This window comes from Fibrobacter sp. UWB1 (assembly GCF_002210325.1).
In the GTDB taxonomy this organism is placed as follows: domain Bacteria; phylum Fibrobacterota; class Fibrobacteria; order Fibrobacterales; family Fibrobacteraceae; genus Fibrobacter.
The window spans coordinates 227,199-239,236 of the sequence record NZ_MWQL01000001.1; the positions used below are offsets into that span (position 1 = coordinate 227,199).

Here is a 12,038-nt window from a genome sequence, read left to right on the forward strand (position 1 = left end):
GGTGCCCGGCGTGAAGTCGCCGACATGAAGCTTTCCCGTTATTCCTTAATGCATCTGACGGGGACGTATTCGCCGTTTTCGCGGGGGTCGACTTTTTCGTAATAAGCGAAGAAGTCGCTGTTCATTGCGTATTCGCCTTCTTCGACCCAGAACAGGTTGTAGCCAGATAGAGTCATGTCCATGCCGTAGGGGTCTACGCCGCCGTTTTTTCTGAGCGACAGGCCGAATTCGTCTGTTACGACTCTGGTGTTACCGGCAATGTGGGTTCCTATCGCGTACAGCTTGGGGTAGTATTTATCCGCTTCGGAGTAAGACATTTCTGTGATGTGGTTCCAGTCTTCTTTGGTGGGTAAGCGCCAGCCGGTGGGGCAAACTTTCTTGATCACGTTGACGGTGTAGAATCGGCTGGCTCCGTCGCAATAGGCGTTTTCGCTGGGGTCGTGCTTTTTGTGTTCTGCGACCTTGGCGCATTTGCTCTGGTTCACGAAAAGAGGATCGTCTCTGTCGTAGTAGTCGATGTCTTGCGCAAGCCAGGTTTTGCCTTCGTACACGGTTGTCTTGTACACATGCCCGTCGCGAGGGTCTTCGAAGGTGCCGTATTCAAAGTCCGGGTTCAAGAAATATTCTGCGGGTAACGATGCCGTGTTCGATATGGCGCGCCAGAAACTGTCGAGGCAGATGTAGGTCATGTCGTTGTTGTCGTTTCCCCTGACGACGACTCGGTCTCCGTTGTTGGTGCAAATCACGCCGTTCTTTTCTTTGCCGAGCATTTCGAGCGTGACCCACGAACCTTCCTCGCATACAAAATGGTCTTTGCCCAAGGTGATCATGGTGTCGCCGACGCTTGCGTTGCAGTAGGGCATGCCGTTGCACTTTCGCCAGATGTTGCGCATGATGGCCAATGGGTTGTTGATTTCGGGCGTGCTGATGAAGCAACCCAAGGGCATAAACAACATTGGGTAACCGTCCAAGGCGGCGTATGGGACTTGGTTGATGCAGTAGTTGTCCGCTTCTAGCGTGCCGTCGGCAAAGTCGTCGACCAAATCTTGATTCAGCGTATTCTCACTTTTGTTTCCGTAAAGGAAGAATAGCGTGTATTCCAGTTGATATTCCGCGATGTAGGGGTTCTCCTGGAATAGGGTGTCTAGGCCGAGTTCGCGCTGGAGTTCTTCGATGGCGAGGTCTCTCGCGGAGTCGTTGCTTAAACCTTGCTGTACGAGGGTCTCGACTCGTTTCTGGATAAAGGCGTCGACCACGCCGAAGGTTTCGCTTTCTACGGGGGCGGTGGGCCTACAGCCTCTTTCTTGCGGAAAACTGATTCCGCCTGCTGGGCCGGAACCTGATTGCGCGGCGCTTGAAGATGATGTGGTTGACGCGGTGGCGCTTGAAGAAGACTGTGTGCCTGTAACTGTGCCGCTTGACAGCGGAGCGTCCGAAGCGGTGTCGCTAGATTGTGTCTCGGCTGCGGAGCTCGACGACAAGACGCTTTTGTTGGACGATGACGATTCCTTGTCTGGAGTTGCGTTGCTTTCGCTGGAATATGAGATTTCGGATGATGAAATCTCTGAAACCAGTGGTTCGTTTTCGGGTGAGTTGGCGTTACTGCCGGAATCGTTTCCGCAGGCGCACAGAAAGAATGAAACTAATCCCCAAAAAATTTTCTTTTTCATAGTGTATAAAATAACTTTAAATTGCGGGAATGGCTTGGATTTTCTTTGATTTTATATACGCAAGATATGCGTAAAATGAAAATTGCGCGAGCAGCCTTCGCCTGCTTGGTTATGAAGATTCTTATTCAAATGTCGGGCGTTTTTCGTTTCTGGAGGTCTGTTTTTTCGATTTTTGAAGATTTCTAACCCCTTGATTTTGACGGAATTACAAACTTTTTGTTAAAAATAACGCAAAATATGCGTTAAAAATAAACTTTTTTGAACGATTTGCTTTGCTGCTCTTGACCGGCGCATTTACAGAACCTATCTTTGCCTGCGAAACAATTAACCTTAACCACTAGCCGCTCGTGGCGACGCTCAAACCTCAAAGCGAAGCGACCTCATAACCACTATGTACTACGAAAGCATCAAAGTTTTGGACTGCACCATCCGCGATGGCGGCCTGGTGAACAAGCACGACTTCTCCCTTGAATTTGTGCGTCGCCTTTACACCCTCCTGTCTGCCGCCGGTGTGGACTATATGGAAATGGGTTACAAGAACTCTCCGGAACTTTTTGACCCCAAGGAATACGGTCCGTGGAAGTTCTGCGACGATGACCTGCTCTGGAAGGTGAAAGACGGTATCGATTCCAAGATCAAGATGGCTGTGATGGCTGACGTGGGCCGCGTGAACATGGACGCCGTGAAGCCCGCGAGCGAAAGCCCGTACCAGATGTTCCGCGTGGCAAGCTATGTGAAAAACATCGACAAGGGTATCGAGATGGTGAACGCCTTCCACGACATGGGGTACGAAACCACCCTGAACATCATGGCTGTGAGCCGTGACCGTGGCCCGGAACTCGACGAAGCCCTGCACCAGGTGAACGAAGAATGCAAGGCCGACGTGCTTTACTTGGTGGACAGCTTCGGCGCCTTCTACCAGGAAGACATCGATAAGGAAATTACCCGCTACCGCGGTATTGTGAAGGGCAAGAAGTTCGGCTTCCATGGCCACAACAACCAGCAGCTGGCTTTCTCCAACACGATTCAGGCAATCATTGACCATGTGGACTACCTCGACGGTTCCGTGTCGGGCATGGGCCGCGGCGCCGGCAACTGCACCACCGAACTCCTGCTCGGATTCCTCAAGAACCCGAAGTACGACCTTCGCCCGGTGCTTGACGCCTACCAGGAACTGTTCTTGCCGCTCAAGGAAAAGTACGAATGGGGCTACATCATTCCGCAGATGATTACGGGCATGCTGAACCGCCACCCGCAAGACGCCATCGCCGTCCGCAAGACCGAAGACCGCGACAACTACACCAAGTTCTATAATCATATGATGAATGACTAGGAGGCGAGCGTCGCAGGAACAAGCTAGCTTGTTTCTATGACCGAGCCGACGAGTCATGGGCTCGCGTAGCGAGACCAACGATTAAAGACCGCTCGCACCCTTGATTTGAAAAATCAAGGGCCACGACTAATCATGAGTCAAATGCGGCGATAAACTATCCGGGTTTTAGGGCGGAGCCCTAGGAGAAGGGGTAGTGGAAAACGCAGCAGGGCTGCGATTGCAACGAGGGGGATTCTTCCCCCTTTTTTTTTTTTTACTAGCTTATACCTGTGCGCTACTTATTCTTGCTGATTGTACTTGTATTTGGGTTGTCTGTCTCGTTTGCGGCAGACGGCGTAGACTCGCTTGAATCAGAGAATAAGTTGTCCGAAATCAGCACGGTTCCCTTGCCGGGGCAGACCGCCTACATGGAACAGGGACTTTCGTTCGGGCTTGGCTTTGGCGTGTACGACCCGCTGGACGAATGCGACTGCATGGGCGCCTGGCAGGCGCAACTCGAATACTTTTATAAAGATTGGATAAGCGGGGGAGTCAGTGCGCTCTTTTTCGGGGGCGACCTCGACCGCGACGCGATGATCGTTTACCAGCGGTACCGCCTGAATGTCAGGTTCCACATGGCGTCCGAAGAGTTCGACTTGTATGCTTCGCCGCTTCTGGGTTTTGAAAATACGAGTATCTCGGCGTTTAGAAAGCAGGTGCGCGGAAAGAAGACTGACTCGGAACAGCGGCAACATTACTGGTGGGATGACGATGCTGAAGACGACAAAGCCGATGCGGATTCCGTAGAAGTCAAAAATGACGACTGCCAAAAACTTTTTACGCTGGACGGTTTTTCTATCGGGCTTGCGCTGGGCGGCGGGTATGACCTGTCGGATTTGTTCGGCCTGACCGGCGAAGTTCATGTGGAATACAACTTTACCAAGGAATTCCTGCTGAACGTGGTTCCGGGGGTTGCCTTTAACCTGCGCGAAGTGTGGCCCTGGGCCAAGCGGACGCTCCGTTCGACCTGGATTTCGTTCGAAGTGGGGGCTCAAAAGGCCTTCAACAAGGATATTGACGGGTGGTCGAACACCTTTTTCCTGGGAATTCAGTTCGGGGCGTAGGGTAGACCTGCCTCCGAGGTTTGACACCTAAATCCCGATTTTCTATATTTGGTGCACCGATTTTTATCGGAACCCTCCCGGGGCCAATGTCGGTTTCCCGGGCGATAGACCAAAGGGACTCATTATATGAGACAATACGAAACGATGGTGATCATCGACGCTATGATCTCTGACGACGCTATCAAGGCCGAAATCGAGACTATCGCCGCCAACATCACCAAAGGCAACGGCGAAATCCTCCGCCGCGACGATTGGGGCAAGCGCAAGCTCGCATACTCCATCAAGAAGCGCCAGCATGGCTTTTACGTGATCTTCTACTACAAGGCCGAAGCCGCTACGGTCGCCTCTGTGGAAGCCGCTCTTAAGCTGAACGAAAACGTTCTCCGCTGGATGACTCTCGCTGATTATCCGATGAGCGAAATTGTTTATGACCAAACTCAGACCCAGTCCACCGAAGATATCATCCCGGTTGACGCAGAAGAAGGGGAGGCTGAATAATGGCTTTTGAAGATAAGAAGCAGGCAACCCGTATCCGCCGCAAGAAGACTTGCTGGTTCACGGAAAACAACATCAAGTTCATTGACTATAAGGACGAAAAGACTCTTCGTCGCTTTATCTCTGAACGTGGTAAGATCATTCCTCGCCGCATTTCTGGCACCTCCGCCAAGTATCAGCGTATGCTGAACGAAGCTATCAAGCGTGCCCGTCAGATGGCTATTCTCCCGTTCGTTTCGGACAGTCTGCGCTAAGGAGGAACTAGACTATGGAAATTATTCTTAAGGCCAACGTTCCCCACTTGGGCAAGATGCTTGACGTCGTGAAGGTTAAGGACGGCTATGCCCGTAACTACCTCTTCCCGCGCAAGCTCGCTGTTCGCGCTACCAAGGAAGCCAAGCTCGAAATCGAAAACAACCGCGCTGCTGTCGAAGCTCAGTTCCAGAAGGAACTCGCTGCCGCTGGCGATGTGGCTGCTAAGCTTTCTCAGATTTCTGTTAACCTCGAACGCCGCGTTGTGGAAGGCGAACGTCTGTACGGTTCTGTGACCGCTTCTGACATCGCTGACGCCATCACCAAGCAGGGCGTTAAGGTTACCCGTGCTCAGGTTGCTCTCGAAGAACCGATCAAGCAGCTCGGTGTTTACACCGTGACGATCAAGGTCTTCAGCGACGTTGAAGCTCAGGTCAAGGTTTGGGTGGTTGCGGAAAAGGCATAAGTCTTTTCTAAATCACTAGAAATCTTTCGGACCGCTCCTTCGGGGGCGGTCCTTTTTTTGTAACAAAAAATGCGGACAAATGAATGTCCGCACATAAAGTTCGATTTGAAAAATGGTTTACTTGTTGATGAACTGCGGAATGCCCTTGTACTTTTCCATGTTCTTCATGATGCAGGCCATTTCCCAGTCCTTTTCCTTAAAGCGGCGGCGGAGCAGGGCCACGAACACTTCCATGAGCATCAGGCAGTCGTAAACGGCGCGGTGCATTTTGTCGGATTCGATCTTCATGCTGATTTCGTCGCGGCGCTGGAACATGTTTGCCAAAATACCGAGCTTGTGGGAACTTGCTTCGGGGAGGATTGCCTTGGAAATAGCGAGGGAGTCGATGACGGGGTTGCCGGGCACGAGCTGCGGATTGTTCTTATAGGCCACGCGCAAAAAGCTTGCGTCGAAGTTTGCGTTGTGGGCGAGCAGAATGGAACTCTGGCCGCAGAATTCGGTGAACTTCTTGATGGCGTCACCCACGGCGGGGGCGTCTTGCACGTCGCTGTCGTAAATGTGGTTCACGGCAGAGGCTTCGGCCGGAATCATCATGTTCGGCTTCACGAAGGTTTCGAGCTCGCCGAGCAGCTTGGGCCCGACTTTGCCGTTCTTGGTTTCGACGGTGAACTTGACGGCACCGATTTCGATGATTTCATCTTTCTGGTTGTTAAGACCTGTAGTTTCAAGGTCGAAGGCGACAAATTTCGGGGGCATTAAAATCACGATTCATTCCTTAGTTAATAAGTTATCACCTTGGTATATTTGCAGTCACAAAGATAATTTAATTTCGATGTCAATACGTGTCAGCGGCAGGGGCAAGACAAATTTATCCCATGTTTTTAGCGTGATGTGCGCGCCGTACTTGGCGCTGATTTGCCATAGGGGAGTGTGGCTTGATTTGGAAAGCCAGAGCGAGCCTTTTTTGACTACGCCTGCCGGTCCGCGAGGGCCGTCTAGCGCCATGCCTACAAAGTGGCCTTCGCGGAGCGGTATAAGCAAGTGGCGCACGTTGGTGGCGCCGTGGGTGCTAGAGCCGCGTGTGACACTGTAGCCGAGATTTTGGACGATGCTTGCGAAAAGGTCGCCGTCGCTTGATTCCGAAACGAGCGTGTGCACACCCCAGTTTTTAAAGGCGGCGGCACTCGCGAGTAGATCTTGATGCCATACCCCAAGGATTCCCGGTGCAAACGATTCGGGCGTTTTTAGCCTTACGCGCAGGCTTTTAATCCAGAGGGTAACAAGAAAAGCCTTGAACCTGACCTTGAACGGCGGTTTAGTCATGCCTAAAAGATAAAAAAATGCAAAAAAAGCCCGGTTTGCCCTTGAAAAAGGGAATAAATTTACCTATATTGCGTTTCACTTTGGCGACGTACCCAAGTTGGTAAGGGGCGGCTCTGCAAAAGCCTTATTCATCAGTTCGAGTCTGATCGTTGCCTCTCAAAACTCCTTCTCACCCCGGGAAGGAGTTTTTTTTTGGCTTGCAAGGGAATATCAAAAAAAGACGGACAAAGTCCGTCTGATTTTATACCAAACCACCAGCCTACCGCCTACAGTCTACAGTCTACAGTCTACAGTCTACTTCCTACTTCCTACTTCCTACTTCCTACTATCTTCTACACAACTAGATTCTTCCGTGAGCAACAAACACCACGTATTAACGAGGCGTGGTTGACGCCTACGGCGTCCGCGGCTTCACTCGGTCATGAAATTATGCAAGCATAATTTCGCGACTCTCGTTTTGCACGCTTTTGCGAGAGCGAGTCGATATCACAATTTTATTTATGCGACAGAGCCGAACGGACTTTTCTAGGTCTTCCGCGGCCGCGCTTTACGGGAGTTCCGTCGGGCATCACGGTTGCTTCCGGGTGCTTGGCCTTAAAGAAATCCTGAATCTTCTTGGCGCGTTCTTCGGCTTTTTGCTTGGCGAGGTCTGCGGCCGATACAATCACGGCCTTGGGCTTGTCGCCGCCTTTAAAGCCGAACGACGCCTTGAGAACGCGGCCCGAGGCGGGCTTCGGAGGTTCCGAAATCATGGACTTGGAGGCGCTGCTCAAAGTCGCTTCTTTCAGCTTGTAGCTCGAAAAGCTCGGGCTTTCTTGCGTGAAGGCGGAACTTAACATCTTCTGCTTTTCGGCCGAAAGTTCGCTGAGCGGGGGGATTCCCGGGAGGGCTGCCTTGGACTTGAAGTACAGGTCGCCCTGCTTGGGTATGGAACCGAAAATCTCGTTCGCAATACTCTGGGCTTCTCGGTATTCCTTTTGCTGCTTTTGGGCGAGGCGGTCTTTCTTGGAGGGTCTGGCGGCCCCGTTCTTGCGTTTCCCGTTAAAATCTTTCTTGATTTTTTCGGAATTCTGGATGATTTCTTCGTCGGTGAGTCCGCGGAGTTCCGGCGGAACTTCGATGATTTGGAGCGCGATGTTAGACAAATTCTGATCCATAAAGCCCGATTTTTAGCCCTTTCGGGCCTTGTCAAGAGTGGAAAAAGTCATTTTATTGTAAAAAATGCGACCCAAATTTAAAAAAAATTGAAAAAAATGCTTGTCAAGACCTAGAAAAAAAATTTTTTTTGGACTATTTTTGTTATACATGCTTCGGTTTACTCAAGAAATATTACTTGCTCTCCGTGCTATCTCTAATGAAGAAGAAGCACATGAAATGTCTAAGAAGGCCCGAGAACAGTTCGATTTCCTTGGAATTCGTCTTGTTCCCCGCCGTGAGGTGACCTACCCCATATTCGACAAGTATCCTCCGAAAGATGGTGACGAATTGGTGGCTAGGGTCGAGGACATGTGGGCACAGCCGTATCGTGAAATCCAGTATGCGGCTTGTGACTACCTGTTCCGCCACAGAGTTCTGCTCGGTGGACAGCACCTTGCCTTCCTTAAAAAGTTAATCAAGACCCGTGCCTGGCGCGATACCGTCGATACGCTCGCCGCTTGCGTCCTGGGTGACTTGGCGCTCCGCTTGCCGGCGCTGCGCTCCAAGATCGCTTCCTGGATTCGCGACCCGAACGTGTGGGTGCGCCGTAGCGCGATCATTTTCCAGATTCAGTACAAGGATCGTACCGACTGGCCGCTGCTCAGGCAGTTCTGCCTGACTTGCGCCAAGGATGATGATTACTACATCCGTAACGGTATCGGTCGTGCCCTTTCGGAATATGCCCGAATCAACCCGACCGAGGTGCGTCGTTTCGTGCAGGACAATACCTTTGCCGAACAGACCGCCCAGGAAATCCTCCGCCTGATTTAAACGAAAAAAAATCAAACATTTTAGCGCCTTTTTCGCAAGAACTGCGGAAAAGGCTTTTTATTTCTTAACAGCAGACTACTGTCTTCCGCCTACTTCGGACTTTTTCTAAATTTTAAATATGCGTTACGGTGACATTTCATTTTTCCAGAGCGGCGTGGCCGTTCCCCTCTTTAGCCTTTATAGCAAACAGAGCATCGGTATAGGTGAATTCTTGGACCTGATTCCGTTTGCCCGCTGGACCGCTTTTTGTGATTTCAATATTATTCAGCTTTTGCCGGTGAACGATACGGGGGCCGAATCGAGCCCCTATAGCGCCCGCAGTGCCTTTGCCTTGAACCCGGTGTTCATTAACGTGCAGTCGGTGGAAGGTTCTTCGGAATACGAAGACGAAATCCAGGCGGGCAAGGCTGATTTTAAAAAGTACGGCAAAATCGACTATTACAATATTACGACTTGGAAGCGCATGATTCTGCGCAAGATTTTTGACAATCGTTACGACGACCTGAAAAAAGACAAGGTGTTGCAGCGCTGGATCGATGACAATGCTTGGGCAAAGCCGTATTGCGTGTATTGCACTCTCAAGGCTCAGAACGACGAAAGAAGCTGGAAGGACTGGAAGAATTACCGCGACCCGACCGAAAAGGATATCGAGGCCCTTTGGAAAAAATTCTTGAAGGATAACCTGTACCAGGCCTGGATGCAGTTCGAAGCCGAGAAACAGTTCAGCGCTGCGGTTGCCGAAGTCTCCAAGATGGGAATCCGCATCAAGGGCGACATTCCTATTCTGATTAACGAAGACAGCGCCGACGTGTGGGCCGACCGCAAGTACTTCTCGCTGGATGACCGCGCGGGCGCTCCTCCTGACATGTTTAGCTACACGGGCCAGAACTGGGGATTCCCGACTTACCGCTGGGACGTGATTGAAAAGGACAACTTTGTATGGTGGCGCCGCCGCCTGGCTCAGGCAAGCAAGTTCTACCATGCTTACCGCATTGACCACGTGCTTGGTTTCTTCCGCATTTGGTCGATTCCGCAGCAAGAAGTCACGGGCATTCTGGGTTACTTTAACCCGTGCGTACCGCTCACTTACGACAAGTTCGCTGCCGCTGGCTTTATGCGCGAAACGCTGGAATACCTGCGCCGCCCGAATTACGGCATAGACCAGTTGCACGAATTTTTGGGCGCTGACGCCGACCGTCTTGCTCCGATTTGCTTTACCCAGCTCGAAGGTCACCCGGACCGCTTGATTCTCAAGCCGGAGTACAGTTCCGAAAAGGCTATCCTTGGCATGAACGAACCGCAAGAAGTCAAGGACAAGCTGCTCAAGGTTTACTGGAACCGAGTGTTTGTTCCCTCGGGCGACGAAAACAATTTCTACCCGTATTGGTACTGGTACAATGCGCCGGTGTTCTTTACCTTGCCGGATTACGAACAGGAAAAGTTGCGCAACTTGATCAAGGAAAACGAAAATTCCCAGAACGGTTTGTGGGATGCCAACGCCACCAAGCTCTTGACCGTGCTTTCGCAGGAAACCGATATGCTGGTCTGCGCCGAAGACTTGGGTGCCGTGCCGCCTTGCGTGCCTGCCGTGCTCAAGAAACTCAATATTCTGTCGTTGCGCATTGAACGCTGGGCCCGTAACTGGAATGCCCCGTATTCGCCGTACTACGAAATGGACGAATACCCGCGCCTGTCTGTGTGCACCACCAGCTGCCACGATACCTCTAGCTTGCGTGGACTCTGGAAGGAAAGCGACTTTGACCGCAACCTTTATTGGTCGCATGCACATTTGCCGGGCAACGCCCCTGACGAGGTGACGCCTTCTGTGGCACGCCAGATACTCTCTCACGTGTATACGGCGAACAGCTTGTTCTGCATTTTGCCGGTGCAAGATTACTTTGCTCTATCGGCAAGCCTTAGTAAGTGCGCGCCCGAAGAAGAACGCGTGAATGTGCCGGGTACGGTGGGTGGCTCTAACTGGTGCTACCGCATGCCGTGTTCTGTAGAAGAATTGATGGACTACTCGTCGCTTGCCTCTGAAATCCGCATGCTCGTGGATGTGCGCAAGCGCCGCCCCATGTGGAAGATTTAGTTGATAGAGCTTAGTTGGTAGAACTTAGTGATTGTGTCTAAGTTCTAAGCTCTAAGCTCAAAGTTCTAGTTATGTTTGCTCCTGCTTGGGTTAAAGACGCTATCTTTTATCAGATTTTTCCGGACCGGTTCTGCCGTTCGGAGCGTTATAAGGCCGTAGGCAAGTTTGTCGCGTGGGGGAGCAAGCCTACCCGCGAAAACATGTTCGGCGGGAATCTCGCGGGCATCGAAGATAAGCTTGAATATATTGCGGGCCTCGGCGTCAACGCAATTTACCTGTGCCCGATTTTCAAGAGCAATTCGAATCACCGTTACCATACGGTGGACTACTTCGAGATTGACCCGGTGCTGGGTACGCTCGAAGATTTTGACCGCTTGGTCAAGAAGGCTCACAAGCTAAAGTTGCGCGTGATTTTGGATGGCGTGTTCAACCATTGCTCTCGTGGATTCTTTCAGTTCAATAGCCTGATGGAGTTGGGCGAGCATTCGCCGTATGTGGACTGGTTCCATGTGAAGGGCTGGCCGCTGAACGCCTATACCGATAAGCCCAATTACGAATGCTGGTGGAACTTCCCGGCGCTCCCGAAATTCAATACGGACTGCCCCGATGTGCGCGAATACCTTTTTAGCGTAGGCGAGTACTGGATGAAGCGCGGCATTGACGGCTGGCGCTTGGATGTCCCGAATGAAATTGACGACGACAGTTTTTGGCAGGAATTCCGCCGCCGCGTGAAAAAGGTGAATCCGGACGCCTACATTGTGGGCGAGATTTGGGATGAACCTTCTCGCTGGCTCAAGGGCGACCAGTTTGACGGCGTGATGAATTACATGTTCCGCAAGGCGGCGATGCAGTTCCTGTTCGACGAAAATCCGATTTCGATCAAGGAATTCGGCGAACGCCTGCAGAAAGCATTCCCCGAAGGCCGTGGCGACATTCCCATGAATTTGCTCGGGAGCCACGATACCACGCGCCTGATGTCGCAACCCTGCGCAAACCTCGAACGAATCAAGCTCGCGTATACGATTCTCTTCTTCTTGCCGGGGGCGCCGTGCATTTATTACGGCGAAGAACTTTCGATGAAAGGCGGCAAGGATCCTGACAACCGCCGTAGCGTACCGTGGAGCAAGTTTGCCGAAATGCAGGGGAAGCCGCTGTACGAATTTTTAAAGCAGATGATTGCGTTCCGCAACAAGAATGCGGTGCTTCGCGACGGCGCGCTTGAAATCCGCTCCGCCGACAATGGATTTGCTATTGAGCGTACCCTCGGCAAAAAGACGATGACGCTCGTTGTGCTGCAAGACGGCTCTGAATACAAGTTCAACATTATATAAATAAA

The 12,038-nt window shown here is 51.6% G+C and carries 12 protein-coding genes and 1 tRNA gene; 9 read left to right on the forward strand and 4 right to left on the reverse strand.

All coding sequences use genetic code 11. The annotated features are described in order from the left end of the window. Nucleotides 1-38: 38 nt before the first annotated feature. Entirely contained in the window at nucleotides 39-1,670 is a 1,632-nt protein-coding gene (locus B7988_RS00885; protein ID WP_088656495.1) for an FISUMP domain-containing protein, read from the reverse strand. A gap of 391 nt (nucleotides 1,671-2,061) precedes the next feature. Between B7988_RS00885 and B7988_RS00890 the strand changes: the two genes are divergently transcribed. The 5 genes from B7988_RS00890 (at nucleotide 2,062) to rplI (ending at nucleotide 5,319) form a co-directional block, all read left to right on the forward strand. Beyond that, nucleotides 2,062-3,003 carry an aldolase catalytic domain-containing protein gene (locus tag B7988_RS00890; protein WP_073058176.1) on the forward strand — a complete coding sequence of 314 codons (942 nt, stop codon included), beginning with the start codon at nucleotides 2,062-2,064 and terminating at the stop codon, nucleotides 3,001-3,003. A 269-nt stretch (nucleotides 3,004-3,272) separates the two neighbouring features. Beyond that, nucleotides 3,273-4,106, forward strand: a complete 834-nt coding sequence (locus B7988_RS00895) for a hypothetical protein (protein WP_141225513.1) — start codon at nucleotides 3,273-3,275, stop codon at nucleotides 4,104-4,106. Between the two features lie 126 nt (nucleotides 4,107-4,232). Beyond that, on the forward strand, nucleotides 4,233-4,604 hold the full coding sequence (rpsF, locus tag B7988_RS00900; RefSeq protein WP_073058172.1) for a 30S ribosomal protein S6: 372 nt from the start codon (nucleotides 4,233-4,235) through the stop codon (nucleotides 4,602-4,604). Next, nucleotides 4,604-4,855: a 30S ribosomal protein S18 gene (gene rpsR, locus B7988_RS00905; protein ID WP_072801474.1), complete on the forward strand. Its 252-nt coding sequence runs from the start codon at nucleotides 4,604-4,606 to the stop codon at nucleotides 4,853-4,855. The genes rpsF and rpsR overlap by 1 nt, the downstream gene beginning before the upstream one ends. Nucleotides 4,856-4,869: 14 nt before the next feature. Further along, on the forward strand, nucleotides 4,870-5,319 hold the full coding sequence (gene rplI / locus B7988_RS00910) for a 50S ribosomal protein L9 (protein WP_072801475.1): 450 nt from the start codon (nucleotides 4,870-4,872) through the stop codon (nucleotides 5,317-5,319). Between the two features lie 117 nt (nucleotides 5,320-5,436). Here rplI and B7988_RS00915 read toward each other — a convergent pair whose 3' ends face one another. Both B7988_RS00915 and B7988_RS00920 read right to left on the reverse strand, forming a co-directional pair. Beyond that, on the reverse strand, nucleotides 5,437-6,075 hold the full coding sequence (locus B7988_RS00915; RefSeq protein WP_249268784.1) for a 3'-5' exonuclease: 639 nt from the start codon (nucleotides 6,073-6,075) through the stop codon (nucleotides 5,437-5,439). 54 nt (nucleotides 6,076-6,129) lie between these two features. Next, a complete protein-coding gene (locus B7988_RS00920; protein WP_249268785.1) occupies nucleotides 6,130-6,642 on the reverse strand; it encodes a DUF374 domain-containing protein in 513 nt (170 codons plus the stop codon). A gap of 82 nt (nucleotides 6,643-6,724) precedes the next feature. Between B7988_RS00920 and B7988_RS00925 the strand changes: the two genes are divergently transcribed. After that, a tRNA-Cys gene (locus B7988_RS00925) sits at nucleotides 6,725-6,797 on the forward strand. 339 nt (nucleotides 6,798-7,136) lie between these two features. Here the strand turns inward: B7988_RS00925 and B7988_RS00930 are convergent. Then, the gene (locus tag B7988_RS00930; protein ID WP_073318390.1) at nucleotides 7,137-7,799 is read right to left on the reverse strand and encodes a hypothetical protein; all 663 of its coding nucleotides are present in this window, start codon (nucleotides 7,797-7,799) and stop codon (nucleotides 7,137-7,139) included. A 148-nt stretch (nucleotides 7,800-7,947) separates the two neighbouring features. Between B7988_RS00930 and B7988_RS00935 the strand changes: the two genes are divergently transcribed. The 3 genes from B7988_RS00935 to B7988_RS00945 all read left to right on the forward strand — a co-directional run bounded on the left by B7988_RS00935 (nucleotide 7,948) and on the right by B7988_RS00945 (nucleotide 12,033). Then, entirely contained in the window at nucleotides 7,948-8,610 is a 663-nt protein-coding gene (locus B7988_RS00935) for a DNA alkylation repair protein (protein ID WP_073058164.1), read from the forward strand. A 118-nt stretch (nucleotides 8,611-8,728) separates the two neighbouring features. Then, nucleotides 8,729-10,702, forward strand: coding sequence for a 4-alpha-glucanotransferase (locus tag B7988_RS00940; protein WP_088656498.1), 1,974 nt, complete (start codon nucleotides 8,729-8,731; stop codon nucleotides 10,700-10,702). Between the two features lie 71 nt (nucleotides 10,703-10,773). After that, nucleotides 10,774-12,033 (forward strand): glycoside hydrolase family 13 protein, encoded by a 1,260-nt coding sequence (locus tag B7988_RS00945; protein WP_088656499.1) that lies wholly within the window; start codon nucleotides 10,774-10,776, stop codon nucleotides 12,031-12,033. Nucleotides 12,034-12,038: the final 5 nt, after the last annotated feature.